26 protein-coding genes and 1 pseudogene are annotated in these 26,930 nt (G+C 65.7%); 15 read left to right on the top strand and 12 right to left on the bottom strand.

The window, feature by feature from the left end:
- Window positions 1-176: 176 nt before the first annotated feature.
- Window positions 177-1,073, top strand: a complete 897-nt coding sequence (rarD, locus tag E8F11_RS17295; protein ID WP_280290079.1) for an EamA family transporter RarD — start codon at window positions 177-179, stop codon at window positions 1,071-1,073.
- Between the two features lie 10 nt (window positions 1,074-1,083).
- Here rarD and E8F11_RS17290 read toward each other — a convergent pair whose 3' ends face one another.
- A complete protein-coding gene (locus E8F11_RS17290; RefSeq protein ID WP_280290078.1) occupies window positions 1,084-1,479 on the bottom strand; it encodes an NUDIX domain-containing protein in 396 nt (131 codons plus the stop codon).
- Window positions 1,476-2,021, bottom strand: a complete 546-nt coding sequence (locus tag E8F11_RS17285; RefSeq protein ID WP_280290077.1) for a dihydrofolate reductase family protein — start codon at window positions 2,019-2,021, stop codon at window positions 1,476-1,478. Before E8F11_RS17285 ends, E8F11_RS17290 begins: the two co-directional genes overlap by 4 nt.
- 137 nt (window positions 2,022-2,158) lie before the next feature.
- Between E8F11_RS17285 and E8F11_RS17280 the strand changes: the two genes are divergently transcribed.
- Window positions 2,159-3,490: a DEAD/DEAH box helicase gene (locus E8F11_RS17280; RefSeq protein WP_280290075.1), complete on the top strand. Its 1,332-nt coding sequence runs from the start codon at window positions 2,159-2,161 to the stop codon at window positions 3,488-3,490.
- Window positions 3,491-3,493: 3 nt separating this feature from the next.
- Entirely contained in the window at window positions 3,494-3,790 is a 297-nt protein-coding gene (locus tag E8F11_RS17275) for a DUF1294 domain-containing protein (RefSeq protein WP_280290074.1), read from the top strand.
- A gap of 99 nt (window positions 3,791-3,889) precedes the next feature.
- Here the strand turns inward: E8F11_RS17275 and E8F11_RS17270 are convergent, their stop codons facing one another.
- The gene (locus E8F11_RS17270) at window positions 3,890-4,867 is read right to left on the bottom strand and encodes a zinc-dependent alcohol dehydrogenase family protein (protein ID WP_280290073.1); all 978 of its coding nucleotides are present in this window, start codon (window positions 4,865-4,867) and stop codon (window positions 3,890-3,892) included.
- Between the two features lie 209 nt (window positions 4,868-5,076).
- Between E8F11_RS17270 and E8F11_RS17265 the strand changes: the two genes are divergently transcribed.
- Together E8F11_RS17265 and E8F11_RS17260 are read left to right on the top strand one after the other, a co-directional pair.
- A complete protein-coding gene (locus E8F11_RS17265; protein WP_280290072.1) occupies window positions 5,077-6,135 on the top strand; it encodes a haloacid dehalogenase-like hydrolase in 1,059 nt (352 codons plus the stop codon).
- Between the two features lie 171 nt (window positions 6,136-6,306).
- The gene (locus tag E8F11_RS17260; protein WP_280290071.1) at window positions 6,307-7,656 is read left to right on the top strand and encodes a phospholipase; all 1,350 of its coding nucleotides are present in this window, start codon (window positions 6,307-6,309) and stop codon (window positions 7,654-7,656) included.
- On the opposite strand, the gene E8F11_RS17255 is transcribed toward E8F11_RS17260, so the two are convergent.
- A complete protein-coding gene (locus E8F11_RS17255) occupies window positions 7,606-8,709 on the bottom strand; it encodes a DUF2855 family protein (protein WP_280290070.1) in 1,104 nt (367 codons plus the stop codon). The two genes, E8F11_RS17260 and E8F11_RS17255, sit on opposite strands and share 51 nt — an antisense overlap.
- Window positions 8,710-8,791: 82 nt before the next feature.
- On the opposite strand from E8F11_RS17255, the gene E8F11_RS17250 reads away from it, so the two are divergent.
- Window positions 8,792-9,445, top strand: a complete 654-nt coding sequence (locus tag E8F11_RS17250) for a TetR/AcrR family transcriptional regulator (protein ID WP_280290069.1) — start codon at window positions 8,792-8,794, stop codon at window positions 9,443-9,445.
- A 137-nt stretch (window positions 9,446-9,582) separates the two neighbouring features.
- Here the strand turns inward: E8F11_RS17250 and E8F11_RS17245 are convergent, their stop codons facing one another.
- Window positions 9,583-11,916: an LTA synthase family protein gene (locus E8F11_RS17245; protein ID WP_280290068.1), complete on the bottom strand. Its 2,334-nt coding sequence runs from the start codon at window positions 11,914-11,916 to the stop codon at window positions 9,583-9,585.
- A gap of 268 nt (window positions 11,917-12,184) precedes the next feature.
- Here E8F11_RS17245 and E8F11_RS17240 point away from each other — a divergent pair, with 268 nt between their 5' ends.
- Complete coding sequence (locus E8F11_RS17240) at window positions 12,185-13,021, top strand: S1-like domain-containing RNA-binding protein (protein WP_280290067.1); 837 nt, start codon at window positions 12,185-12,187, stop codon at window positions 13,019-13,021.
- Between the two features lie 264 nt (window positions 13,022-13,285).
- Entirely contained in the window at window positions 13,286-13,546 is a 261-nt protein-coding gene (locus E8F11_RS17235; RefSeq protein WP_280290066.1) for a DUF3509 domain-containing protein, read from the top strand.
- Between the two features lie 46 nt (window positions 13,547-13,592).
- Here the strand turns inward: E8F11_RS17235 and E8F11_RS17230 are convergent, their stop codons facing one another.
- Entirely contained in the window at window positions 13,593-13,916 is a 324-nt protein-coding gene (locus E8F11_RS17230; RefSeq protein WP_280290065.1) for a hypothetical protein, read from the bottom strand.
- A 284-nt stretch (window positions 13,917-14,200) separates the two neighbouring features.
- On the opposite strand from E8F11_RS17230, the gene E8F11_RS17225 reads away from it, so the two are divergent.
- Window positions 14,201-15,115, top strand: coding sequence for a c-type cytochrome domain-containing protein (locus E8F11_RS17225; RefSeq protein ID WP_280290064.1), 915 nt, complete (start codon window positions 14,201-14,203; stop codon window positions 15,113-15,115).
- Window positions 15,116-15,185: 70 nt separating this feature from the next.
- Here the strand turns inward: E8F11_RS17225 and E8F11_RS17220 are convergent, their stop codons facing one another.
- Window positions 15,186-16,121: a DMT family transporter gene (locus tag E8F11_RS17220; protein ID WP_280290063.1), complete on the bottom strand. Its 936-nt coding sequence runs from the start codon at window positions 16,119-16,121 to the stop codon at window positions 15,186-15,188.
- Between the two features lie 126 nt (window positions 16,122-16,247).
- Here E8F11_RS17220 and E8F11_RS17215 point away from each other — a divergent pair, with 126 nt between their 5' ends.
- Window positions 16,248-17,171 (top strand): LysR substrate-binding domain-containing protein, encoded by a 924-nt coding sequence (locus tag E8F11_RS17215; RefSeq protein WP_280290062.1) that lies wholly within the window; start codon window positions 16,248-16,250, stop codon window positions 17,169-17,171.
- Window positions 17,172-17,233: 62 nt separating this feature from the next.
- On the opposite strand, the gene E8F11_RS17210 is transcribed toward E8F11_RS17215, so the two are convergent.
- The 4 genes and pseudogenes from E8F11_RS17210 to E8F11_RS17195 form a co-directional block, all read right to left on the bottom strand.
- Window positions 17,234-17,788 (bottom strand): magnesium transporter, encoded by a 555-nt coding sequence (locus tag E8F11_RS17210; protein WP_280290061.1) that lies wholly within the window; start codon window positions 17,786-17,788, stop codon window positions 17,234-17,236.
- A gap of 187 nt (window positions 17,789-17,975) precedes the next feature.
- Window positions 17,976-18,155 (bottom strand): hypothetical protein, encoded by a 180-nt coding sequence (locus tag E8F11_RS17205; RefSeq protein WP_280290060.1) that lies wholly within the window; start codon window positions 18,153-18,155, stop codon window positions 17,976-17,978.
- A 94-nt stretch (window positions 18,156-18,249) separates the two neighbouring features.
- Entirely contained in the window at window positions 18,250-18,459 is a 210-nt protein-coding gene (locus E8F11_RS17200; protein ID WP_280290059.1) for a cold-shock protein, read from the bottom strand.
- Window positions 18,460-19,497: 1,038 nt separating this feature from the next.
- Window positions 19,498-19,695: pseudogene (locus E8F11_RS17195) on the bottom strand (LysR family transcriptional regulator); the annotation flags it as partial.
- A gap of 128 nt (window positions 19,696-19,823) precedes the next feature.
- Here E8F11_RS17195 and E8F11_RS17190 point away from each other — a divergent pair.
- Window positions 19,824-20,582, top strand: coding sequence for an SDR family oxidoreductase (locus E8F11_RS17190; protein ID WP_280290058.1), 759 nt, complete (start codon window positions 19,824-19,826; stop codon window positions 20,580-20,582).
- A gap of 136 nt (window positions 20,583-20,718) precedes the next feature.
- On the opposite strand, the gene speB is transcribed toward E8F11_RS17190, so the two are convergent.
- Window positions 20,719-21,693 (bottom strand): agmatinase, encoded by a 975-nt coding sequence (speB, locus tag E8F11_RS17185; RefSeq protein ID WP_280290057.1) that lies wholly within the window; start codon window positions 21,691-21,693, stop codon window positions 20,719-20,721.
- 157 nt (window positions 21,694-21,850) lie between these two features.
- Here speB and E8F11_RS17180 point away from each other — a divergent pair, with 157 nt between their 5' ends.
- The 4 genes from E8F11_RS17180 to gcvP form a co-directional block, all read left to right on the top strand.
- Window positions 21,851-22,768 carry a LysR family transcriptional regulator gene (locus E8F11_RS17180; RefSeq protein ID WP_280290056.1) on the top strand — a complete coding sequence of 306 codons (918 nt, stop codon included), beginning with the start codon at window positions 21,851-21,853 and terminating at the stop codon, window positions 22,766-22,768.
- Between the two features lie 17 nt (window positions 22,769-22,785).
- On the top strand, window positions 22,786-24,309 hold the full coding sequence (locus tag E8F11_RS17175) for a sigma-54-dependent transcriptional regulator (protein ID WP_280290055.1): 1,524 nt from the start codon (window positions 22,786-22,788) through the stop codon (window positions 24,307-24,309).
- A 329-nt stretch (window positions 24,310-24,638) separates the two neighbouring features.
- A complete protein-coding gene (gene gcvH / locus E8F11_RS17170) occupies window positions 24,639-25,016 on the top strand; it encodes a glycine cleavage system protein GcvH (protein ID WP_280290054.1) in 378 nt (125 codons plus the stop codon).
- Between the two features lie 13 nt (window positions 25,017-25,029).
- On the top strand, window positions 25,030-26,930 hold a 1,901-nt coding region (gene gcvP / locus E8F11_RS17165), incomplete at its 3' end, for an aminomethyl-transferring glycine dehydrogenase (RefSeq protein ID WP_280290053.1).

The following is a 26,930-nucleotide window of genomic DNA, read 5'->3' as shown; positions in this document are numbered from 1 at the left end:
TTGCTAGCGAGGAAGTAATGCCGTTTTCGGCAATGCCGGCGACGGCCCTGTCCGGGTGGTCAGCAATTGCCCTTGTTAAGCTTTCGCTCGCGGCAAGGAAGGCGTATGTTCGCCGGCTGCTTTGCGAGGCTCGAGATGATTTCGCTCCATTCCCTTTCCTGCACACCGAGGCGGCCATGAGGCTGTCAGGTCGTGGTGTCGCGCTGTCCCTGACAGCGTCGGTCCTGTTTGCCCTGATGCCCGGTTATGTGCGCGAGTTGGCGCCGCTGGATGGCGTACAAATATTCGCCCAACGGGTGCTCTGGTCGATTCCGGCGGTCCTGCTATTGCTGGTGCTGGCGCGCCAGTGGCCGGTCTTCGTCACGGCGCTCGGACGGCTGCGGCGCGAACCGCTGCTGCTGGCGGCCCTGCCGCTGTCGGCGCTGCTGATCGGCCTGCAGTGGGGGCTGTTTCTCTGGGCACCATTGCAGGGACGGATGCTCGAGGTCTCCCTCGGCTACTTCCTGCTGCCCCTGGCGATGGTGATGGCCGGGAAAGTGTTCTATGGCGAACGCCTGCGGCCCTTGCAACTGCTGGCGGTTTGCTGCGCGGTGTTGGGCGTGCTCCATGAGCTTTGGCTGACCCGCGCCTTTTCCTGGCTGACCCTGGTCACCGCCCTGGGCTATCCACCCTATTTCATGCTGCGCCGCTGGATGAGGCTGGACGCGCTGTCCGGCTTCATCCTCGAAATGGCGGTACTCGCACCCCTGGCCATCTGGCTGATCCTCAGCTTCTCACCGCCGGGGGCATTCAGCGATTCGCCGCAGCTCTGGTGGCTGATTCCCGGCCTGGGGCTGCTGGGCACCCTGGCTTTCGCCGCGATGATGGCGTCCAGCCGGCTGCTGCCCCTGGGGCTGTTCGGCATCCTCAGCTATGTGGAGCCGGTGCTGCTGTTCGCGGTGGCGGTGGCCTTCCTGGGCGAGGCCTTCAACCCCGCCCAGCTTTGGACCTACCTGCCCATCTGGCTGGCGGTGCTATTGATCGGCTGGGACAGCGCCATGCTGCTGCGCAAGCAGGCCCGGAAGGGGTTCTAGCCGGCAGTTTTCAACGATCGGCCAGGGCTGGCAGCACGTGGTCCCGCAACAGCGGGGCGAGATTCTCCGGGTGGGGCTCGCCGGGCTCCAGCCAGGCCAGCTCTTCCAGCTCGGCCGCTGCTTCCACCGCATGGGGCAGGCGGGCGACGAAGATATCGGCATCCACCCAGGTGTCCGCCTCGTTGGCGGCCGGCGCGCGAAAGCGGCCGAGGGGCTTGAGGGCCGGGCCCTCCAGGCGCAGCTGGAGTTCTTCCCAAAGTTCACGTTGCAGGGCTTCGAGCGGGCTTTCGCCGGCTTCGCGCTTGCCGCCGGGCAGCATCAGCGCCCGGGTGCCGCGCTTGCGCACCAGCAGTAGACGATCATGCGGGTCGAGCAGGCAGGCGGCGGCGATATTCAGGGTGGTCATGCGGTCTCGGTATCGGGCAGGAGTTGGTAATGCAGCTGCACCACGCCGGTGGGGAAGCTGCGTTGTTCGCGGAGCTGGAGGCGACGTTCGAGGCCAGTGGCGAACATCGGGATACCGGCGCCCAGCAGGTGCGGGATGAAGCTGACCACCAGCTCGTTGAGCAGGCCGGCAGAGTAGCAGGTCCCCGCCAGCGAGCTACCCCCGACCAGCCAGATGCGCTTGCAGCCGGCGGCGGCCAGTTGGTCGATGGCCTGGGCCGGGGTGTCGTGGCTGATTTGCACTTCCGCGGCGGCGCGCGGCGGGTCGCCGCGAGTCAGCACGGTGCAGGGTTTGCCGGGGTAGGGCCAGGCACCACCGAAGGCCAGGATGGTTTCGTAGGTCACCCGGCCCATCAGCAGGCAGTCGATGCTGTCGTAGAAAGCCTGGTAGCCATGGTCGTCCCCGGCTTCCTCGATCGGTTTCAACCAGTCCACGCGGCCATCCGGACGGGCTATGTAGCCGTCGAGGCTGGCAGCGACGTAATAGATGAGGGCCGCACTCATGATGGGGTTCCTGGAATGGCAGGTGTGAGCGTATACCCGCTCGCGGATTCCGTCGCCGTGTCGCACGTAAATCGGGCGTTCGGCTGCGAGTCCGGGTAACCTATGCAGCTGTTTACGCTTTCGATCGAGGTAGTCCTGTGTTTTCCCAATTCGCCCTGCACGAACGTCTGCTCAAGGCCGTTGCCGAACTGAATTTCGTCGAGCCGACCCCGGTGCAGGCGGCGGCTATCCCGCCGGCCCTGGAAGGGCGCGACCTGCGGGTGACCGCCCAGACCGGCAGCGGCAAGACTGCCGCCTTCGTCCTGCCGCTGTTGAACCGCCTGATCGGCGAAGCCAAGCCGCGGGTGCGCATCCGCTCGCTGATCCTGCTGCCGACTCGCGAACTGGCCCAGCAGACCCTGAAGGAAGTGGAGCGCTTCTCCCAGTTCACCTTCATCAAGTCCGGCATCGTCACCGGCGGCGAGGACTTCAAGGAGCAGGCGGCGCTGCTGCGCAAGCTGCCCGACGTGCTGGTGGCCACACCCGGCCGCCTGATCGAGCACCTCAATGCCGCCAGCCTGGACCTGCGCGAAGTGGAAGTACTGGTGCTGGACGAGGCCGACCGCATGCTCGACATGGGTTTCGCCGAGGACATGCAGCGCATCACCGAACTCTGCGCCAATCGCGAACAGACCCTGCTGTTCTCCGCCACCACCGGCGGCGCGGCCCTGCGTGACGTGGCCGCCAAGGTGCTGCGCGACCCGCTGCACCTGCGCCTGAACAGCGTCGACCAGCTCAACGAGGGCACCCGCCAGCAGATCATCACGGCCGACCATGTCGAGCACAAGGAGCAGCTGGCGCGCTGGCTGCTGGCCAACGAGACCTACCAGAAGGCGATCATCTTCACCAACACCCGCGTCCAGGCCGACCGCCTCTACGGCCACCTGGTGGCCGGCGGCTACAAGGCCTTCGTGCTCCATGGCGACAAGGACCAGAAGGACCGCAAGCTGGCCATCGAGCGGGTGCGCCAGGGCGGCACCAAGGTGCTGGTGGCCACCGACGTCGCCGCCCGCGGCCTGGATATCGAAGGCCTGGACCTGGTGATCAACTTCGACATGCCGCGCTCGGGCGACGAGTACCTTCACCGCATCGGCCGCACTGGCCGTGCCGGTGGCGAAGGCCTGGCGATCTCGCTGATCTGCCACAACGACTGGAACCTGATGTCGAGCATCGAGCGCTACCTCAAGCAGAGCTTCGAGCGCCGCACCATCAAGGAGCTCAAGGGCACCTACACCGGCCCGAAGAAGGTCAAGGCCTCCGGCAAGGCCGCCGGTGCCAAGAAGAAAAAGACCGACAAGAAGGGCGACAAGAAGACCACCGCCAAGGCCGCCGCACCCAAGCGCCGGCCGAGCAAGCCGCGCGAAGAGTCGCGCGTGGTCAGCAGCGACGGCATGGCGCCGCTCAAGCGCAAGAAGCCGGCGGCGGAGTAAGCCTTGTCCCTGGAAATCGCCTGGCCCGTCCAGGCGTTGCTGCTCACCTACCTGCTGATGAGCCTGGTGTGCTTTGTCGCTTACTGGCGAGACAAGCGCTTCGCGGTGGCCGGTGCGCAACGCATCCCGGAATCGCGCCTGCATCTCTACGAGCTGCTGGGCGGCTGGCCGGGCGGCCTGCTGGCGCAAAGGCTGATCCGCCACAAGAACCGCAAGCTCGCCTACCAGGTGAAGTTCTGGCTGATCGTGGCCGTGCACCTTGGGATACTGGGGAGCTGGGTGATCAGTAGGTTGGGCTGAGCTCCGCGAAGCCCAACGATCCCGAGGCACGCTACGCGCGCCATGTTGGGCTTCGCTTCGCTCAGCGCCAACCTACCGATAACACCGAATCAACCTGCCTCACGGCACCAGCACGATCTTCCCGTCCCGCTCTCCGGCGGCCGCGGCGGCCACGGCTTCCTTGATCCGGCTGATGTCGTAGGTGGCGGCGATGCGCGCCTTGAGCTTGCCGCTGGCGATCAGCTGGATCAGCTCGCCGAACAGCTGCGTCTGCTGCTGCGGGGTGGCCTGGCGGAACCAGCGGGCCAGCCAGAAGCCTTTCAGGGTCACGTCGCGGAACACGAAGGAGCTGGGGTTGATCTGACAGGGCTCGCCACTCATGCGGCCGTAGTTCACCAACACGCCACCCTCGGCCAGGCTGGACGCCAGATGGTCGGTGGAGGCGCCGCCCACGGCATCGATGCCCAGCTTCACGGGCGCACCGCCAGTGGCTTCGCGCACGCGCTTGGGCAGGTCCGGGCCATCCACCAGCACCACGTCGCCGCCTTCGGCCTGCACCGCCGCCACGGCCGAATCGCGGCGCACGACGTTGACGGTCTTCAGTCCACGGATCTTCGCCAACTGGATGAGGTAGCTGCCCACTCCCGAGTTGGCCGCGTTCTGGATCACCCAGTCGCCCGGCTGCAGGTCGACGAAGTCGCGCAACATCAGGTAGGCGGTGGGCGGGTTGACGGTGAGCATCGCCAGTTGCTGCGGATCAGCGCTGGGCAGTGGGATCAGCTGCCTGGCTTCGGCGATCAGGTGCGTGCGCCAGGTGCCGCTGCCCACCGGCAGCAGCACGGTCTGTCCCACCTTGAGGTTGCCGACGTCGGCGGCGACCTCCAGCACTTCGCCCACGCCTTCATTGCCGCCTATGGCGGGCAGGGGCGGCAGCATGCCGTACTCGCCGGTCAGGGTGAGCACATCGGAGGGGTTGATGGGGGCTGCCAGCACTTTCACCAATGCCTGGCCGGCACCAACCGGCGGCAGCTGGAGTTCCACGGCTTCGATCACGTCCTGGGGCACCGGGCCACGGGTCTTGTATTCGGCTTTGAGCATGACGCTTCTCCTGGCGGCTTGGGGGCCTTGAGTCTAGCCGCTGGCTGGCGCGTGGCGCTGAATCCCGCGGCATTTGCATTGGTGATGGCGTGGCGCAATGAGAACGCTGGAGGTCGTTCTGGTGCCGGAGGCGGGCAGGGCCTTTGCTAGGTTCGGCGGCGAAGCTGGTATCTGGGCTTCCTCACTCCACCCATTAAAGGAATAAGAAGATGAAGATCGCCAAGACACTCATGTCCGCCGTGCTGTGCCTGGGCCTGGCCGGCGCCGCCCAGGCCGCCACCGAGCTGAAGCACTGGCCGGAACCCGCCGCCAAGCAGTTGGACGCGCTGATCGCCAAGCACGCCAACCAGGGCAACTTCGCCGTATTCGACATGGATAACACCAGCTACCGCTACGACCTGGAAGAGTCCTTGCTGCCTTTCCTGGAGATGAAGGGCGTGCTCACCCGCGAGAAGCTCGACCCCTCGCTCAAGCTGATCCCCTTCAAGGATGTGAAGGGCCACAAGGAAAGCCTCAATAGCTATTACTACCGCCTCTGCGAAGTGGATGACCTGGTTTGCTACCCCTGGGTCGCCCAGGTGTTCTCCGGCTTCACCCTGCGCGAGCTGAAGGGCTACGTCGACGAGCTGATGGCCTATGGCAAGCCGGTCCCCGCCACCTACTACGAAGGCGACGAGGTGAAGACCATCGAGATCAATCCGCCCAAGGTCTTCAGCGGGCAGAAGGAGCTGATGAACAAACTCAGCGAGAACGGCATCGAGGTCTACATCATGACCGCCGCCCTGGAGGAGCTGGTGCGCATGGTCGCCTCGGACCCGCAGTACGGTTACAACGTCAAGCCGGAGAACGTCATCGGCGTGACCACCCTGCTGAAGGACCGCGAGTCCGGCGCCGTGACCACCAGCCGCAAGCAGATCACCGATGGCCAGTATGACCAGAAGGCCAACCTCGACCTGGAGCTGACCCCCTACCTCTGGACCCCGGCCACCTGGATGTCCGGCAAGCATGCGGCGGTGCTCACCTACATCGATGAATGGAAGAAGCCCATCCTGGTGGCGGGCGATACCCCCATCAGCGACGGCTACATGATGTTCCACGGCACCGATGTCGGCAAAGGCGGCATCAACCTCTGGATCAACCGCAAGGCCAAGTACATGGACCAGATCACCGCCATGCAGAAGGCCAACGCCGAAGCCCAGGCCAAGCAGGGTCTGCCGGTGACGGCGGACAAGAACTGGGTGGTGGTGACGCCCGAACAGATCCAGTAACGCGCGCGCCAGTGCTGCAAGCGGCCGCCCAAGGGCGGCCGCTCTGCTTTGCACTAGAGTGATTCCTGTCGGCCTGATTGGTGAGTCCGGCTGTCCCGGCTGGACAGTGAGGCCTTGCATCGTGACTGGTACCCTGCCGGGCCCTGCTTGAACCCTGTCATGGAGTGATCGATGAAGTACCTGGCGCTCGCCCTCAGCCTGTGCCTGACCGGCCTGCCGTCCCCGGCCCTGGCCTGGTCCAACCACGCCCTGGGTACCGCCCTGGCGTTGGCCGGCCTGCCGCAGATCAAGGACGCGCCCATGGTAGAGGTGGAAAGCCTGGAGTCCTTCCTGGAGGAGGAGGGCGTCGCCCTGGAGCAATTTCTGGACGAACAGGAGGAGTTCTTTCGCGACAACCTGCCGGACTACCCGCCCCGGCCCGACGACCTGCGCTGGATCCCGACCCACGGTGGCGACCACCGCCGGGTCTTCCTCATGGCGCTGCGGGTCAATCCCGAGATCAAGCTGGCGTATTTCGTCCAGGCCCTGCCGGGTATGGACTGGAGCGGCCGTGCGCCCATGGATGCAGCCGAGGTGCTGGTGTTCCGCAAGCTCAGCCTGTGGCGCGAATGGCGCTTCTACCAGGTGAAGCCGGGCGAGAAGCTGCCGCCACTGGCAGTGGTGGCCAGCGCCGCCGACGAACCTGACTACGGCCACGACATCAACCTGTTCAGCGACAATCCGGGCGAGGCGGGCGCGCGCTACAACTTCGGCAAGCAGCCCTTTGGCGATGCCCGTTTCGAGTATTCCTCCCAGGCGCCTTTCCATATCGGCTACTACCACGAGGACGCGCTCATCTACCGCGCCGCGCCCTATCTCGCGCGCACCTATCCGGAAGTGCGCGTGCAGCAGTACCTCGGCCTGGCGCGCTTCGCCTTCGAGAGCGGCCACCCCTACTGGGGCTATCGCTTCCTCGGCTGGGGCCTGCATTACATCCAGGATCTGACCCAGCCCTACCATGCCAAGGCCCTGCCGGGGCAGGGCACGCCGCAGCTGCTCTGGATCGCGTTCAAGGCCGCGCTGGGCCTGGATGGCGACAAGCTGGCGGCCATGGAACTGGTCGCCAACCGTCACACCGAGGTGGAGCAGTACCAGGCCGACTGGCTGCGCCAGTTGCTGCGCGAAGGGCGCAACGACAGCCCGCTGCTGCGCGCTTACGCCGACAGCCGGACCGACGACGACTATCCGCCCTTCGATGGCGAGTCCCTGCGCCTGGTGGTGTCCCAGGAGGCCTACGACGCCGCCGACGATTTCGATGCACGCATCGCCCACTGGCTGGCCAACGGGCACGGCCAGGCGGACTTCAGCCAGGGCAACAGCCTGGCGCCGCAGCAGCAGGACCTCCCGCTCGAGCATGCGCTGGTGCGGTTGATCCTCCACTTCGGCGCCCACAGCCGCAACGCGACCCGCACCATCCTGTCGCAGTCCGCTTCAGAGGCGGATGACGTGGCCCTCGTCCGCGGCGACCCGGCCGTGGAATAGCGCGGTAATCAGCTGCCGCGCCGCCTCGTAGCCCTGGCCTTCCTCCACCCGTAGCCAGGGCCGGGGCGGGCGGCTGACCTGCTGGTAGAAGTCCAGCAGGCCCTCGCCTATGTGCCGGCCCACCTGTTCCGGCCCCCACTCGGCATTGCGCTTGCGGATCTGCACCGGCGCGAAGAAGAACTCCGGCTGCGGCCCCACGGCGCAACCCAGCGCGTTGGCTTCCGGCGTTTGCGCGGATCCGGCGAAACAGCTGTAGACCAGGCTGGCGCCGAAGTGCCGGTGCACCCGCTCACGCAGAGCCAGGTCGCCGGAGAAGTCGACATAGAGCGTCGGCTGATCGCTGGCTAGGCTTTCCAGCTGGTCGTAGCTGCAGCTCTGCTGGTAGCAGCCCAGGCCCTCGACGATGTCGAGGTTGCGCGCAGAGGTGATGGCCAGCAGCTGACGGCCGGGTTGGCGTCCGAGGCAGGCAGCGGTGCCATAGGCGGTCTTGCTGGAGGCGCTGGAGAACACGACCTGGCGGGCACCGAACAGCTCGTTGTCTTCGAGGAAGTCGGCCAGCATGGAAGAGGTCAGGAACAGCGGCTTGAGCAGGATCTGCAACGCTTCGGTGGCGGGGCTGTAGTAGCTGTCCCAGCTGCAGCGGGTGTACTGGTTGTAGGCCGAAGTGAGCGTCCGGCGGTGCTCGGCGCCATCGTAGAAGCCCCGTGGGGTGATCCGCTCCGGCTGCATGCGCACGTGGCTGGCGATGGGGAAGTAGCCGTAGAAGCGCTCGCCGGCCGCAATCCCCTCCACCTTCGAATCCAGCACATCGGCAAAACCCCAGACCGGCATATGGCCCCAGTCGTCCTCGCCGGTGGGGAAGAATTGCCAGTACCGCATGGAGTCTCCGAAGGCGGCGTAGGTGATGTTGTTGGTGGTGAGGGAGAAGAGGTCCAGGCGCAGGACGATCTCGCCTTCAACGGCGTCCAGGTATTCCTCCTGCCGCACCAGGCGGGTCTGGTCGAGGGCGTCCTTGCGGGTGAACAGACGTGATACTGTGCTGCGGTTCGGCATTTCCGGCTCCTGCTTTGGATGGGGTCGGAACAGGCTAACAAGGGCCCCCGCACTGCGGGTTCGGAAACCGCCAGAGGTCCCCATGGAGTCCGCAAAACCCCGTAACAAGCCACTCAAGCGACCCACCCAGGCCCGTGCCCGCTTTACGGTCGAGGCCATCTTCGAAGCCTTCGTTCGGATTCTTCGCCAGCGAGGCTGGAGCGGGGTGACCACCCGCGCGGTCGCCCTGGAAACCGGGGTCGCGGTGGGCACCCTCTACGACTATTTCCCCAGCAAGGAGGCGCTGCTCTCCGGCTATGTCCGTCACCAGCTCGATCTGCTGCTTCAGCGCCTGGAGCGCGAAGTGGTGCTGGCCACCGGCCTCGACTGGCAGACCCGCGTGCGTCGCCTGGTGCGCCTTTCCTGCGGGCAGTCGGAAGAGCAAGTGCGGCCCTTCTTCGATGCCGAGCTGATGGAAGTGGAGCGCGCCATCGCCGAGCCCTGGCACCATCAGCGGGTCTACCAGGAGCTTGCCGGCAAGTGGCGCCAGGCTGTGGCCGCCTGCGCCGACCTGCCACGCCAGCCGCGCCCGGAAAGCATCGATGCGCTCTTCGTCGCCGTCTGGGGTGGGCGCCGCTATGGCCTGACCGCCCAGCTGAACAGCCAGCAGGTGGAAGCCTGGCTGCTGGAGATGGAGGAGCTTTGCTGTGCACGCATCCTCATGGAGCTGGCGCGCAGCGAGGAAGAGCCCGGCTAGGTGGGACTTGCCTTTGTAGGTTGGTGCAGAGCGAAGCGAAGCCCCACAGCCCCGGCTCCGGAGTCTGGATTGTTGGGCTTCGCTTCGCTCTGCCCAACCTACGGTACTCGCCGGTGGCGGCTGGGGCCATAAGCCCCTCAGTGATACTGCTGCAGTCGCAGCTCGGTGCTTTCGGGAAGCACGGCGCGTTCCTGGCCCGGGTTTTCCAGTTCGGCTTCCAGGGCATCCTGTTGTCGGGCCAGCAAGCCAAAGAGGGTGGTGATGGGGTGCAGCGGGCGTTTCTGGGCGACCTGGCCACGGTTGTCCGCGGCGATGGCCGAGGCGGGCAGGGGCTCGGTGGTCACCCGGAAGTCGCTGATCTCGATCACCCCGCGGCCTTCGGCCAGCAGGTGGAAGGAGAAGGCCTTGCGGGCCTCGGGGTTGTCGAAGGCAAAGCTCACCGTCAGCGGCTTGCCCTTCTTCAGCAGCGGCATTTCGGGAATCGGCAAGGCCACGTCACGCTCGAACTCCTTTGCCTTCAATCGCAGCTGGGCACCCTTGCGGTCCATGCGCAGCACCTTGACGGTCATCTGCACGCTGGTGCGGCTGTTCCTCGGCAACTCCATGTACTGGGCGCCGATCAGGTTGTCGGCCCAGTCGTCCTTGGCCTTTTCCTTCAGGCGGATACTCTCGTTGGTGGCGAACTGGTATTCCTGGCCCAGGGTGCCGCCCTGCAGCGACTGGTCCAGCAGCGCCGCGCGCTGGGATACCAGGCGCGCCTTCTTGCCGCCGTAACTGCCCAGGTAGCGTGCCTCGTCGGCGATGAAGCCTTCGCTGCGATAACGCCGGCAGACCTGGCGGAAGTCGCACTCGGTGAAGGTTTCCTTGCCATCGTGGTAGCGCAGTTTGCCGTTGGTGTAGGACATGATCTCGCGTCCGCTGGCGTAGTCGCGGAACAGCGAACGGCCGGAGAGGTTCTGCGGCAGCCGGTAGCCGAAGTAGTCGAGGATCGAGGTGGTCAGGTCGACATGGCCGTAGACGCCGCTCTTGATCGGCGGCAGGGCGGCCTGTTCCGGCGCCAGCACCAGGTTGAAACCCCAGGCCGAGGCGAGGCGAACCTTGTCGATGCCGTGGGATTCGTCCGAGGTAATGATCACCAGGGTGTTCTTCAGCACGCCCTGTTTCTCCAGGCCGCGGAGGAAGGCATCCACCGCATCATCCAGGTAGGCGATCGCGGCCTTCTTCGAGTCCGGGTAGCGCACCAGGTAGTCGGCCGGCGCGGAGTAGGGCTGGTGGGTGCCGACCGTGAGCAGGGTGAGCATCCAGGGCTTCTTCTGCTGGCGCAGCTGCTTGACGTAGGTCAGCGCACCTTCGAAGAAGGACTTGTCGTCCATACCCCAGGGGAACTCCAGGTAGGCCTTGTTGCGGAACCAGTCGCGCCCCAGGGTCTTGTCGAAGCCCATCTGCGGCATGATCTTGTCCTTGGCCATGAAGCGCAGCCCGGCACCTTGCAGGAAGTGGGTGCTGAAGCCGTGCTGGTGCAGTTGCGACGGCAGGCAGGCCTTGGCCCGGGCCGGGTTGTGCAGCAGCTCCAGCCCCTTGGGCGTGCCCGAGTCCAGCTTGCTGTAGTCGCCGCAGAGCATGGCGTAGAGGCCGCGGATGGTCTGGTGGCTGTGCAGCACGTAGTCCGGCGTGGTCATGGCGCGCTCGGCCCAGCTGCTGAGCTTGGGCATCAGCGAGTCCTGGTAGCTGCTGTTGATCGCCGCGCGGTTGGCGGCGATGTAGGCGCCGGGAATGCCCTCCAGTGTGATCACCAGCACGTTGCGCGCGCGGCCGGGTCCGGTGAGCAGGGGCGCGCCGTCGAGGTCCAGGCGTGCCAGGCCGGCGATGTCCGGCGGGGTGCCGGGCTTGTCTCCGTCGAGCCAGTCCTCGACTGCCAGTTGGCCGCTGTTGACGGCGCTGGCCATCACCTTGTGCGGCAGGTTGAACTGCTGCCACTGGTCGGCGTCGCTGGGCTGCACGTACTGCAGGGTGACATGGCCCATCAGCAGCGCGGCGGGTGCGGCGAACCACTTGTAGGACAGCGGCCGGTGACTCCCGCGCCAGCAGAGCAGGCAGGCCAGCAGGCTGGCGGCCAGCGTGAGGCCCAGGTAGGGGTGGGTGATGCCGCCGCCCTGGGTGGAGTGGCTGACGAACTGCGGGTCGAGCAGATACTTCAGGTCGCTCGGCTCCGGCATCCGGCCGACGGCGCCGATCAGCTCGGCGTTGCCCAGGACCATCAGGCTCCAGAGCAGCATCAGCGGCAGCGCCAGGAACAGCGAACGGCCGTAGAGCAGGAGCATCAGGAAGCTGCCGAAGGCGAGGTCGGAGAGATAACCGAAGAGGTTGGACCAGCCCAGCCAGTAGCGGCTGGCCAGGGGAATCACCAGAAAGAGCACGCCGAGTGTTGCCAGCGATGCGGATTGCGACAGCCAACGGCTGAATGGGCGCACGGCAGCTCCTGAGATGGGGCAGTGAGAATCCGTCAAGTGATGTCCGAAAGCATGGCTCTTGGTATTGACGACATGATTCTGAAACATCGTTGTGCTATGGGCTAGTAGACAGTGTCGCAGAGCGAAAATTCACGCGGGATGTGTTTGGCCCGCGCAATAGCGCGCGGCCCGGTCGCGAGTATCGAAAGGGACAGCCGCCCACTGCGGGGCTCACCCGGCGCCCGGCCCAACAGGTAGAATGCCGCCTCGACTCACAGAGGTAGCGAAGATGGCACTTATCGGGCGTTTCAATTCACTGCAGGTAGCCAAGCACACGGACTTCGGCCTCTACCTGGACGGCGGCCCGGACGGCGAAATACTCCTGCCCAAGCGCTATGTGCCGAAAGACGAGCCGACCGAAGTGGGCGACTGGCTCAATGTGTTCCTCTATCTGGACAGCGAAGACCGCCCAGTGGCCACCACCCTCAAGCCCAAGGTTCAGGTAGGCGGCTTCGCCAGCCTCAAGGTGGTGGAGATCAACCGGATTGGCCTGTTCCTCGACTGGGGCCTGCCCAAGGACCTGCTCCTGCCGCACTCGGAAGAAAAGCGCCCGCTGCAGGTCGGCGACTACTGCGTGGTGCACGTCTACCTCGACAAGCGCACCCGCCGCGTCACCGCCACCGCCCGCCTGGACCGCTACCTGGACACCACGCCGCCGCGCTACAAGCCCGGCCAGGCCGTCGACCTGCTGGTGACGGAGAAGACCGACCTCGGCTTCAAGGCCATCATTGAAGGCCAGCACTGGGGCCTGATCCACAAGAACGAGGTGTTCAAGTTCCTCCGCGGCGGCATGCGCGAGCAGGGCTTCATCAAGGAAATCCGCCCCGACGGCAAGATCAGCCTGAGCCTGCAGCCGGTGGGCGAGCAGGCGGTCAGCGGCTTGAGCGAGCAGATCATCGCCGCGTTGCGGGCAGAGGGCGGCGTGCTGAAGCTGTCCGACAAGAGCCCGCCGGAGCTGATCAGCCAGCGCTTCGGAGTCAGCAAGGGCAACTTCAAGAAGGCCATCGGCGGCCTCTACAAGCAGGGCCTGATCCGCATCGAGGGCGATCGGATCGAACTGGTCTGAAGCAGCCGCCAGAATCTCCCCAGGCCGCGCCGGGCGCGCACCTGATACCGAAGCCCCCGCTCGGACACTTGCTCCGGACGGGGGCTTTGCATTGGCCGCGACGTGCAAATTGCACGCTCGAAATGTACCGGATCGTGCGCAATGCATGGAAAAATCTGTCAGAAAAATCTGCAACAGACTGATTTATTTGGTGTTTCCGTTGTCATAGGCCTGGCATGCACGCTGTAGGGGTGCAGGAGCAATCAACTTTCTTGGAGAGAAGACATGGATCTGGATTTTGACAAGCTGATCAGCGCCTTTCCGGAATATGTATTGAGCACCAAGGCTCGACCGGATGGCGGTTTCGTGCTGACGCTCGAACGCGAGGGGAAATTCTTCCAGCGCGTGGTGGCGGCTACGGCGCAACTGGATTGGCTGGTCAGCACGCTCAAGCGCGACCTGGCGCTGGAGCATGGGGAAGTTCCGCCGACGGAGTCGCTCAAGGTGCTTCATCGCAAGCCCTTGCCGCGCTACCTCCGCGCCTGAGGGCGAATGGCCGCGACAGGGCAGTCGCGGCCGGGGCTTCAGCCAGTCAGGTTTCGATACCCGAAGGAGGCAGCATGGCATCGTCGTCCTTGCCTTCACCCTTGCCCGATGGCGCGCGTGGCGGCTGCTCGCGGGCCTCTTCCTTCTGCCGCTCACCCAGCAGTTCCTTGGCCGATGCCTGGGCTTCGTCCACCTTCTTGTTCAGCTCGTTGACCGCTTCGCCTATGGCTTCCCGGGCGATTTCCTGGGCGGCCGCCTCGGCTTTCTCCGCCAGTTTGTTGGCCGATTCCTCGGCCAGGTCGCAGCCGGCCAGGCTGGCCAGCAGGCCCGTTCCGAGCATCAGGGCAGCGAGGCGGGGGGCAGGTTTCATGCAGTGATTCTCCAGTGATGCGATACGCGGCGGCCATCATTGCCTACGGCAGGCTCCGAGGAAACTAACCGATTCGGTGATTCTGTATACAGACGTTTCTGAATATTGCGCGCAGAGGCAAGCCCCGGGGTCCGCAGCGGCGACTGAACAGAGCCCGGGGCTTGGAGCCGGCAATCACCGGCCTCGAATAGACTGACCGGCGGATCAGGGCGGGGTTCCGCGCGCCTGCGCAAATCGGCTTGTTTCACTAGGCTTAGCCTGGCAATCAGATGCAGGGGGCTGGGATGGGCAAGCGACTGACGCCGGTCATGCTGTGTTCGCTGCTGCTGCCGTGGCTGCCGGCCCTCGCGCAGGACGTGAGTTTCGACGAAATCCAGCCCATCCTCCAGGCCCGCTGTGTGATCTGCCATGCCGGCGAAGCCGCGCCCCTGGGCCTGCGGCTGACCAGCCTCGACGAACTGCTCAAGGGCAGCAAGAGTCGCCCGGTGGTGCAACGCGGCGAGCCGAACGAAAGCGAGTTGATCAAACGGCTGAAGGGCCTCAGCCAGCCGCGTATGCCCATGACCGGGCCGCCCTTTCTCAGCGATGCCGAGATCGCCCTGTTCGAGCTCTGGATAGCCGGCGGGCTGAAGCCCGGCAGTCGGTCGTCGACCGCCACTGTCGCTCCGGCGCCGCTACAGCATCCGTCCGCCGGTCAGCCGGTCACCTACGCCCATGTGGCGCCGATCTTCGCCAGCCGCTGCGTGAAGTGCCATTCCGCCTACGGCCTGATGGGCTCGGCACCGGAAGGCCTGTTGCTGAACGCCTACGCCGCCATCCTCGATCGCGGCGAGCGTGTTCGCGTGGTGCCCGGCTCCTCTCTGGCCAGCGAACTGGTACGGCGAATCCGCGGCCAGTCCCAGCCGCAGATGCCCTATGACGGTCCGCCCTACCTCAGTGATGAGGAAATCAAGCTGATAGTCGATTGGATCGACCAGGGGGCCCGCGATGCCGACGGCCGCCCAGCGCCCAGCCCTGTGGGCTCGCGGGTGCGCCTGCAGGGCGTGCTGGGGGAGGGCTGGACCCTGGATTCGCTGCAACTGGTGGTCGGCCCCGAGAGCCGCATCGACAAGTCACCCGGGGTTGGCGACTACGTGGAAGTGCGCGGGCGCTGGAGCCAGGACGGTCGGGTGCTGGTGGAGCGCATCCGCCGGCGCTGATCACTGACCGCTGGCGTTGCCCATGGTCCCTGCTCCGGCTTCGGCGCGCACGGGTCGCGCTTGACCGCCGTCAGGCCTCGGAAGGGGCGAGTGCCTTGCGCTGCTGGCGGCCGCGCAGCAACTCGGTGCCGCTGACCAGCACTATGCCGCCCAGCACCAGTGCCGCACCCATGGCGAAGGACAGGTCGATGCGCTCGCCCAGCACCACTACGCCGAAGGTGACGCCGAACAGGGGCGTCATGAAGGACAGCACCGAGAGCCTCGACGCCAGGTAGCGGCGCAGCAGCCAGAACCAGGCCAGGTAGCTGACCAGGGCGATGACCACCACCTGGAAGCCGAGGCTGATCACCGCCCGCTGGGTCAGCTGCATCTCGGTCTGGTCGGTGCCGAAGGCCACTGCCGTCAGCAGCAGGGCGGCGCCGAACAGCTGGTAGAACAGGGTCTTCACCGGCGACGCCTCGGACAGCGTTGATCCGCGGATCACCAGGGTGGTCGCACCCCAGGCCAGGGCGCCCAACAGCGCATAGCCGTCCCCCAGCAGCACGTTGCCAGGAGCGCCGGCCGGCTGGCCGAGAAACGCCATGGCGATGCCGCCGAAGGCCACCAGTACGCCCAGCCATTGCAGGGGCGAGAGGCGTTCCTCGGGCAGCATCAGGTGCAGGCCGAGGGCGGCGAACATGGGGGCGGTGTAGAGGAACACCGACAGGTGCGAAGCGCTGGTGTGGTTCAGTCCTTCGCCGATGAACAGGAACTCCAGGGCGAACAGCGCGCCGACCGCGATCCCGGGCAGCAGGGTGCCGTCGCTGAAGGCCGCACGCCCCTCGCGCCAGAGCACCAGGGCACCCAGCACCAGGGCCGCGCCGCCGGAGCGGATGGCCAGTTGCAGGATCGAGGGCACGTCGTCGAGGGTCAGCTTGATCGCCACCTGCTGGAAGCCCCAGCAGATGCAGAGGACGAACATCAGGCCACAGGCGAACCAGTCCAGGGGCAGGCGGGAGGGTTTCATCGTTCAACTCACAAGGCAGAAGGTGCGGCAGGGCCGCCAGTGCCTGGCAGGATCGGTCCGCAGGCGCCTTGCTTTCAAACGATGATTTGTCATCATGCTTTGATTTCAACTCAAAGCGAACCCGCCATGCGTCTTCCGTCGCTCATCGCGCTGCGTACCTTCGAAGTGGCCGCCCGCAGCCGTAACTTCACCGAAGCCGCACAGGAACTTTCGGTGACCCCGGGTGCGGTCAGCCGACAAATCCGCCTGCTGGAGTCCGAACTGGGGGTGAGCCTGTTCGACCGGACCCGCAACACCGTCAGCCTCAACGACAACGGCCGTCGCCTGGCCGCCACCGTCGCCCAGGCCTTCGAACTGCTCACCCGCGGCGCCGACGAGCTGCGCGGCCAGGACGAAGGGCCTATCCACATCACCTGCGCGCCCTCCATCGCCAGCCATTGGCTGATGCGCCGGCTCAACCAGTTCGCCGCCGGCAACCCGGACATCACCCTCAGCCTGGAGGCCACCGAGCAGTTGGTCGACCTGGAACGCGGCGAGGCGACCCTGGCTATCCGTTTCACCACCACGGACGCGCCCATGCCCGCCAGCGAGCTGCTGTTTCATGAAGAGTTCTTTCCTGTCTGCAGCCCGGCCTACCTGGAACAGTACGGCACGGTGCGAGAGCCGCGCGACATGCTGGGCGCACGGCTGATCCACACCCACTGGAAGAATGCCGCCAACCTGCACTTGCCGAGTTGGGAAGACTGGTTCGCCACCTATGTGGGCGAGCCGGGCCCGGTGAAGGGCGGAATGCGCTTCGGCCTGATCGGCCATGCCATCCAGGGTGCTGTCAGCGGCCAGGGTTTTGCCCTCGGCTCCACGGCCCTGGCCTTCGACGACATTGCCAACGGCCGGCTGCTGTTGCCCTTCGGCGAGCATTGCCGCCTGCCCACGCCCTGGGCCTATCGGCTGGCCTGGAGCCGCAGGTCGCCGCCGGCGGAGAAGGTGCGCCGCCTGATCGACTGGCTGCTGGCCGAGGCACGCGCCAGTACGGTGCCGAACCAGGGATAGGACGGAATAGCGGTAGCGGCGGATGACGCCAGGCGTTGCATCCGCCGCTTCATGCCGGGTTGCTACATCATCTTGCGCAGTTGATGCAGCCGGTGTTGCAGGCCTTCGGCCCAGGCCGGCGCGGCCTGGCCGGTGCCGGCCATCTTGAGCAGCGGATGGTGGCTGACGACCCGGTCGAGTATGACTTCCTGGGCCGGTTTCACGTCGACGAAGAAGATGTGCTTGCCTTCGCCCAGGGGGTGCTCGAAGCGTTTCATCACTGGATTGGGGGTCTGGATCCCGAACAGGCTGCCCTCCCAGACGCTGAAACCGAACAGCGCAATGGCGAGGAAGATGAAGGGAATCCAGCCGGCTGCCGTGCCGGTCCAGCCGCTGATCCAGGCCACCAGCATCACCAGTGCCGCCAGGGCCAGGCCGATGCCGACGCCGATCATGCCGGAGTGCATGATGTCTTGCTTCAATACAGAGGGCACGTCGTGCAGCTGATGCCGCTCGACGTCGGCGTCGCGCTCACTGAGGACGTGGATTTGCTCGTGGTCGATGCCTTGGGCCTCGAGCTCGCTTTCGACCATCTCCAGGTCGTTGAGGTTGTCACTGATGTAGTAATGCCGCTGCATGGGTTACCTCCCATCTGGCTGCGCCGGCCCCCATCCGGCCTTCACCCCCAGGTTCGGGCCTCTATCGGCCTGCCTGGAGTTTAGACGGGGGCGTTTCGGTGCAAGCGGCATCCGCCCACCGGCAGGGTGGACGGTGGCGCCCGGCGGAGGGTCTTGCACCCATCCGCCCACGGGCGCCGCGACGGTCTTACTTGTTGCCGATGCGAATATGGCGGCTCGGCGCCACCTGGGCGCTGACGCCCTTGGCAATTTCCTGGATCTCGCCGCCCTGCTTCAGGAAGGCCGCGACCTGGGCTTCCAGGGATTCACTGGTGGCGGTCGCCGGCGGCGGCTTGGGGGTGCTGCTGTGGGAGTTCTTGATGCGCATCTCGCTTCCTCTGTGCGGGCCGGTCCTGGAGCGGCCCTCAAAACCTGCTGAAAAAAAAACCGGCCCGTAGGCCGGTTCTTCTATCGGCGAGTGATCAGATCACTTGCACTTCGTCGGCTTGCATGCCTTTCTGGCCCTGCACGGCGATGAAGGAGACCTTCTGGCCTTCCTTCAGGCTCTTGAAGCCGGCGCTTTGGATGGAACGGTAGTGAACGAACAGATCCGGGCCGTTATCGGTGGTAATGAAGCCGAAGCCTTTTTCATCGTTGAACCACTTGACGGTGCCGGTTTGGCGCTCGGACATTTGAATGTCTCCTGGAAACTGAGTTATTGCTTGGCTGGATCATTCCAGCCTGTCACTGAGTGCAGAAAATCGGCAACCGATGAATACGGGACCGCTAGGGTACATACCGCCTTTCAAGGTGACACATGCATCACAGCGTTTGACACAATACCTGTGCTTTCGAGGATTGCCTAACCTTTTATGCGCCCGATTGTCCGATCAGGACCTGCAGATAGGATCAGACGGTTCTATTCGCGAGCGAATTCGCCCTCCGCGGACTCCTCCCGGGCAGCTTCTGTTCGAGCCGTTCCTCACCTCGCCTCGGGACGCTCCGCATGGAGCGCCGGCAACTGAATGGCTATGTTTGCGTTAGCTGTTTTAGCTGTTGCAGAACCGAATAGAGGCGTCTAGCACGGACCTTTCAGACCTGCGCACCTGCCTGGCACATCCCTCTCCCCCGGCCCCCGCCCTGCGCCCCAGCCTGATCGCTGCGCGCTCAGTCGCTCATCGGCACCGGAAGCGGTGCTTCCGACAGCGTGCCTCTTCGCCCCGGAGGGCGAGGGGTGACTCGCGCCTGACAAGGCGCGGCAATCCTGATGCCTGCTCATTGCCTGAACCTGTGCAGCAGAGGTGGGGCAGCGACTCCGCCCCGTCAGGAGGCCGAGCGGAATCGTTGCGCAGGGGGACGGGCGGCATGGATGCCGCGAGAGGCGTGCGGGGCCAGGGATGGCCCCTCACGCCGGGCCCCCGGAGCAATGATGGAGCGAGGGAAGTTTGGCGAAGCCAGACGGGGACGCCGAGTTCCGGATGCAGGGGCAAGCGTTTTTGGTTTCTTTTTTGTGGGCGGCATTCCGACGACTGAAAAAAGAGACTCGCCGGGAGGCGAAACAGGGACTTGCAGCTCGCTCGATAAGCAGCTTGGCTCAAGACGTTCTAGCAACCCTTAATGCAGACATAGCCAACTGAATCGCCCGGGATTCAGACGTGGGTTTCCTCGCGCAGCAGCTGCTCCAGCCAGCCCATGAAGGCCTGCACCCGCCGCGGCAGGCGGCGGTGGGCATAGAGCAGCAAGCCGTCCTGGGTCGCCTGGACCTTGCGCGTGGTGCGCTGCAGCAGGCGCGTGCCCAGCAGCTCCTCCAGGGCCTGTACCTGGTCGGACACGGTGGAGCGGGGCAGGCCCAGGCTGTCGGCGGCCTGGGTAAAACTTGACAGCTCGCTGACCCGTACGAAGGTTCTCAGTAGCTCCAGCTTGTTCATCCGTGCGGGGCTTCTCCGGATTGTTCGTAATGGGCGATCAGTTCTTCCGGTAACAGCATATTTATCGGTAGTGATCCGGACAATAAGCTCCTCACCACTCCCCACCACCTGCAACCAGGAGCACAGCAATGACCCGCAAGATCGCACTCATCACCGGCGCCAGTCGCGGCCTCGGTAAAAGCATGGCGCAGCACCTGGCGGCCCAGGGCATCGACATCATCGGCACCTACCACAGCAAGCTGGAGGATGCGGAATCCCTCAGCCGCGACATCATGGACCTCGGCGGACACGCCGCCATGCTCCAGCTGGACGTGGGCAAATGCGCCACCTTCGACGCGTTCGTCGCGAGCCTCGGCCGCCTGCTGAAGAACGAATTCGGCCGTGACACCGTCGACTTCCTGGTGAACAACGCCGGCATCGGTATCCACGCCAGCTTTGCCGAAACCACCGAGGAACAGTTCGACCAGCTGGTGAACGTCCAGCTCAAGGGACCCTTCTTCCTTACCCAGAAACTGCTGCCGCTGATCGCCGATGGCGGGCGCATCCTGAATATCTCCACCGGCCTTGCCCGCTTCGCCCTGCCAGGCTATGCGGCCTACGCCGCGATGAAGGGCGGCATCGAAGTGCTGACCCGTTACCAGGCCAAGGAACTGGGTGCGCGCGGCATCTCGGTGAACGTGCTGGCGCCCGGAGCGATCGAGACGGACTTCGGTGGTGGGGTGGTGCGCGACAACGCTGACGTCAACGCCTTCATCGCCGGCAACACCGCCCTGGGCCGCGTCGGCCTGCCGGAGGACATAGGCGGCGCAGTGGCCATGCTGCTCTCCGACGCCGGCCGCTGGATCAACGGCCAGCGGGTGGAAGCCTCGGGCGGGATGTTCCTGTAGGGGCGAATTGAATCTGTAGTCTCGAACTCATGCGGGAGGCAGGCGTAGGGGGCGCTGCGCGCACCGGAACCCTGGTGAGGGCTGCCCGGTGCGCATGGCGCACCCTACGGTTGGACCCTGCGATTCCCGCGCGCCGTCAGCCCTTGGCCTGCTTCCTTGCGTGGAACACGAAGCCGATGCTGTTCATCAGCAGCTGTGCCGCGAGGATCGAGGTCATGCCGGTGGGGTCATAGGCCGGGGCCACTTCCACCAGGTCCATGCCGACGATGCGTCCCTGGCAGCGGTTGGCCAGGCCCTGGATGATCTCCAGCACCTCGTAGTACTGGAAGCCGCCATGGCTCGGGGTGCCGGTGCCGGGGGCGATGGAAGGATCGAAGCCGTCGATGTCGATGGTGATGTAGTAGGACTCGCACTCGGGAATCAGGTCCAGCACACCATCACGGCCCAGGCGGCGCACATCGCGTACCGAGAGGATGTTCGAGCCGGCTTCGCGGGCGGCGTTGTAGTCGCTGCGGTTGGAGGAGGACACGTTGCGGATGCCCATCTGGGTCATGCCGACGATATGGTCCATCTCCGAAGCGCGGCGCAGCGGGTTGCCGTGGCCGTAACGCACGCCGTGGCGCTCGTCGACGAAGTCCAGGTGGGCGTCGAAGTGGATGATATGGATTGGTCCGCGCCCCTCGAAGGCTTTCATTACCGGCGCATGCACCGAGTGGTCGCCGCCCAGCACCACCGGCATGGCGCCGGCGTCCAGCAGCTTGCGCACGGCGTATTCGATATTGGCGTTGCTGGTGTTCATATCGGTATGAACGATGTCGGCGTCGCCGACGTCGACGATGCGCACATCCTCCTGCTGGAGGTACATCACATCATCCTCGAAGTCGTAGGCACCGCTGTGACCGAAGGAGAACAGGGTGGATGCCTCGCGGATGCCGCGCGGTCCGAAACGGGCGCCGGAGCGCCACTGGGTGCCCATGTCATTGGGCGCGCCAAGCACCGCCACGTCTGCATCCAGCTTCTCCCAGTCAAGGCAGACGGGGGACTTGGCGAAGGTGCAATGGCCCACGAAGGGCAGGTTCAGGCGGCCGTTTTCATAGCTGTTGCTGGACATTTTCAGGCGTCTCCACTTTGTTCTTGTAGGGTGACCGGCGAGGTGTTCGCTCCTCGACCATGGGCCTATCCTGGGCTTTACCCGCGCCTGGAAAAATGACAATGATGCGATGCGCAAATCGTTAAAACCGATGTAATCGCTACCCGCGAGGTGCAGGATGATCCAGTTGCACGACGTGGACCTGAAGCTGCTCAGGGTCTTCAACACCATCGTCAAATGCGGTGGTTTCTCGGCCGCCCAGGCAGCCCTCAACGTCGCCCAGTCCACCATCAGCGAACAGATGGGCCATCTGGAGACGCGCCTCGGCGTCAAGCTCTGCGAGCGCGGACGCAGCGGCTTCCGCCTGACCGAACAGGGGCAGGCGATCCACGAAGCCACCCAGCGGCTGCTGGGCGCGGTGGAGGATTTCTGCGTGGATGCCGATGTGCTCAAGCGCCAGGTCAGCGGCACCCTCAACCTGGGGGTGATCGACACCACCATCACCGATCCGGCCTGCCCGCTGAAGCAGACCACCCAGCGTTTCGTCCAGCGCGGCCACGAGGTCCACCTGCACGTCTACATCGGCACCCCGGCCGAGCTGGAAGAACGGGTGCTGGACGGCCGGCTGCACCTGGCGGTGGGGCATTTCCCGTTCCGCGTCCCGGGGCTGTCCTATGCGCCGCTCTACCAGGAGCGCCACGGCTTCTACTGCGGTCGCAACCACCCGCTGTTCGGCAGCAAGGCGCCCAAGGCGGACCTGCTGGAACGCATCGCCGCCAGCCGCGTGGTGGCGCGCGGCTACCTGCAGCATCGCGACCTGCAAGCCCTGGGTGTGGAGCAGGCGGCCGCCACGGTCGACAACGTCGAGGCCCAGGCCATGTTGATCCTCTCGGGGGCCTATGCCGGATTCCTGCCCGAGCACTATGCGCGGCAGTGGGTGGAGGCGGGCGACCTGGAACACCTGGAGCCCGGCCGCCTGCAACTGCTCTCGGCCTTCGAGACCATCACCCGCCGCGGCGTGGCGCCGCCATTGATCCTGCGCGCCTTCCTCGACGAACTGCTGCACTGCGCCCGCGCCATCGCCGCGCAGAACTGACCGCACCGGGACCCGCCATGCGAATCCACGTCACCTTCATCGATCGCGTCGGCATCACCCAGGAAGTCCTGGCGCTGCTCGGCGCGCGCAATCTCAACCTGGACGCGGTGGAAATGATCCCGCCCAACGTCTACATCGACGCGCCGGCCTTGTCCCGGGGCGTCCTGGACGAACTTCACCACGCCCTGCTACGGGTCGATGGCGTACAGGCGGTGGAGCTGGTGGACATCCTCCCCGGCCAGCGCCGGCACCTGCAGCTGGACGCCTTGCTCGCCGCCGTCAGCGACCCGGTCCTGGCGGTGGACCCCGGCGGACAGGTGCTGCTGGCCAACCCGGCCCTGGTCGGGCTCTATGGCCGCGAGCCGGCGGGGGAACCCTTGTCCAGCCTGTTCGCCGAGGCGGACCTGGCGCAGCGGCTGATCGACAAGGGCTTCCGCCTGCCCATGTGCGAGGTGAGTTTCCAGGGCCAGGCCCTGCTGCTGGACGCCACGCCCATCAGCGGCGGGGCGGATGCGCTGGTGGGTGGCCTGCTCACCCTCTACCCGCCGAGCCGCATCGGCGAACGCCTGGCCTCCCTGCATCACGACCACGCCGAAGGGCTGGACGCGCTGCTCGGCAGGTCGGCGGTGCTCAAGGACCTCAAGGCGCGGTTGCGCAAGGTGGCCAGCCTGGATGCGCCGCTGCTGATCCAGGGCGAAACGGGCACCGGCAAGGAACTGGTGGCGCGCGCCTGCCACGCCATGAGTGCGCGGCGAGACGCCCCCTTTCTCGCGCTGAACTGCGCGGCGCTGCCGGAGAGCCTGGCCGAGAGCGAGCTGTTCGGCTATTCGGCCGGCGCCTTCACCGGCGCCCAGCGCGGCGGCAAGCCGGGCCTGCTGGAGCTGGCCGACAGCGGTACGGTGTTCCTCGACGAGGTGGGCGAGATGTCGCCCTACCTGCAGGCCAAGCTGCTGCGCTTTCTCAGCGATGGCTGCTTCCGCCGTATCGGTGGCGACCGCGAGGTGCAGGTGAACGTGCGGGTGCTCTGCGCCACCCACCGCAACCTGGAGCGCATGGTGGGGGAGGGCAGCTTCCGCGAAGACCTCTACTACCGCCTCAACGTGCTCAACCTGATGGTGCCGCCCCTGCGCGAGCGTGGGCAGGACATCCTCCTGCTCGCCGAACATTTCCTGCGCCAGGCCTGCGCACAGATTCAGCGCCCGCCCTGCCGCCTGGCCCCGGCCACCCACCCGGTGCTGCTGGGCAATCGCTGGTCGGGTAACGTACGCCAGTTGCAGAACGTGATCTTCCGCGCCGCCGCCATCAGCGAGGGGGAACTGATCGACTGCGACAGCCTGGAACTGGCCGGCACCGCCCTCAGCACCCGGGAGGCCGATCCCTTGGACATCACCAGCCTGGAGGAGGCTGTCCAGGGGTTCGAGAAGGACCTGTTGCAGCGCCTCTACGCGGTCTTTCCCTCCACCCGGCAACTGGCGGCGCGGCTGAATACTTCCCATACGGCGATTGGGCAGCGGCTGCGCAAGTACGGAATTTCGCGCTGAGGCGGGGCCCGGAACCGCTTTTCCACAACAACCCGTCCCCACAAGCATCACCCCCCCACCCAGTACCTCGGTTCGATTACGTTCCGTTGGAGCGATTTCGCTCCAGTCCTCTGTAAGCCCCGGATTCCGGGGCTTTTCCTGTTCGGGGCTGCTACAAGGGCTTTGCCTGGGTGGAGCGATATCGCTCCAAAACAACGGGGCCATTTTGTGAAAAGTTAACCAACTATTTGATTTATAAGTATTTTTTAAAGTTGGCACTGCCCTTGCTCTTGTTCCATCAGCCGAGCCCGAAACGCTCGGGACCCCACCTGATAACAAGAGGAAGATCCATGAGCACTCTGCGTTTTACCCCCGAGCACGAATGGCTGCGCGTTGAAGCATCCGGCGAACTGACCGTCGGTATCACCAGCTTCGCTCAGGAAGCCTTGGGCGACGTGGTGTTCGTCCAGCTGCCGGATGCTGGCCGCTACGACGAGGGGCAGGAAGTCGCGGTGCTGGAATCGGTGAAGGCCGCCAGCAACATCACCATGCCGCTGACCGGCGAAGTGCTGGAAGTGAACCAGGCCCTGGCCGACAACCCCGAGCTGGTCAACGAGGCGCCCATGGGCGATGGCTGGTTCTTCCGCATCCGTCCGGACAATCCCGAAGCCTTCGCCAGCCTGATGGACCAGGCCGGTTACGACGCCTTCCTCGCCGACAACGCCTGAGCCGGGTGCCGCCATGACCAGAGCACATATCCCCCTGGGTACGGACAACGAGTTCATCGCCCGCCATATCGGCCCGCGTGACGCGGACATCACCGCCATGCTGGCGCTGACCGGCCATGACTCCCTGGACGCGCTGATGGCCAGCGTCATCCCCGAGAGCATCAAGGGCACCAGCGTGCTCGACCTGCCAGCCGGGCAGGGCGAGGCCGAGGCCCTCGCCGCGATCAAGGCCATTGCCGCGAAGAACCAGCTGTTCAGGAACCATATCGGTCAGGGCTACTACCCCTGCCACACGCCGACGCCGATCCTGCGCAACCTGCTGGAAAACCCGGCCTGGTACACCGCCTACACCCCCTACCAGCCAGAAATCTCCCAGGGCCGCCTGGAGGCGCTGCTGAACTTCCAGACCCTGGTCAGCGACCTCACCGGCATGGAGATCGCCAACGCCTCCCTGCTCGACGAAGCCACCGCTGCCGCCGAAGCCATGACCTTCTGCAAGCGCCTGGCGAAGAACAAGGCGCCAGCTTTCTTCGCTTCCAGCCATTGCCACCCGCAGACCCTCGATGTGCTGCGCACCCGTGCCGAGCCCCTGGGGATCGAAGTGGTGATAGGCGAGGAAGCCGAACTGAGCGACCTGTCCGGCTACTTCGGCCTGCTGCTGCAATATCCCGCCAGCACTGGCGATGTGCCGGACCACCGCGCCCTGGTGCAGCGCGCCCATGGGGCCGGCGCCCTGGTGGCAGTAGCCGCCGACCTGCTGGCCCTGACCTTGCTGACCCCGCCCGGCGAATTCGGCGCCGACCTGGTGCTCGGCAGCGCCCAGCGCTTCGGCGTGCCGCTGGGCTTCGGCGGCCCACACGCGGCCTACTTCGCCACCCGCGACGCCTTCAAGCGCGACATGCCGGGCCGCCTGGTCGGCATCTCCATCGACCGCCACGGCAAGCCGGCCCTGCGCCTGGCCATGCAGACCCGCGAACAGCACATCCGCCGCGAGAAGGCCACCAGCAACATCTGCACCGCCCAGGTGCTGCTGGCCAACATCGCCAGCATGTACGCCGTCTACCACGGCCCGCAGGGCCTGGCCGGCATCGCCCGGCGCGTGCACCGGCTGACGTCGATCCTGGCCCAGGGCCTGGCGCAGCTCGGCCACCGGGTGGAGCAGTACCACTTCTTCGATACCCTGAGCATCGTCACCGCCCGCCCGGTGGATGAGCTGCATGCCGCCGCCCACGCGGCCCGCATCAACCTGCGCGTGCTGGACGAGGTGCGCGTCGGTGTGTCGATGGACGAAACCTGCGACCAGGCCAGCGTCGAGGCGCTCTGGGGGGTGTTCGCAGGCGATGGCCAGGCCCTGCCGGACTTCGCGGCCCTCGCCGTCAGCACCGGCGATTGCCTGCCCCTGGAGCTGCTGCGCGAGTCGCCCTTCCTCCAGCATGAAGTGTTCAACCGCTATCACTCGGAAACCGAGCTGATGCGCTACCTGCGCAAGCTGGCCGACAAGGACCTGGCCCTGGACCGGACCATGATCCCGCTCGGCTCCTGCACCATGAAGCTCAACGCCGCCAGCGAGATGATCCCCATCACCTGGCCTGAATTCGGCGCGCTGCATCCCTTCGCCCCCGCCGAGCAGTCCCAGGGCTACCTGGAGCTGACCAACGAACTGGAAGCCATGCTGTGCCAGGCCACCGGCTATGACGCCGTCTCCCTGCAGCCCAACGCGGGCTCCCAGGGCGAGTACGCCGGCCTGCTGGCCATCCGCGCCTACCATGCCAGCCGTGGCGAGGGGCAGCGGGATGTCTGCCTGATCCCGTCCTCGGCCCACGGCACCAACCCGGCCACCGCCCAGATGGCCGGCATGCGCGTGGTGGTGACCGCCTGCGACGCCCGCGGCAACGTGGACATCGCCGACCTCAA

This window comes from Pseudomonas sp. BN417, assembly GCF_029871205.1.
Taxonomy (GTDB): domain Bacteria; phylum Pseudomonadota; class Gammaproteobacteria; order Pseudomonadales; family Pseudomonadaceae; genus Metapseudomonas.
The sequence above is the reverse complement of the archived record's forward strand: the minus strand, read 5'-3'. Positions and strand labels throughout refer to the sequence as shown.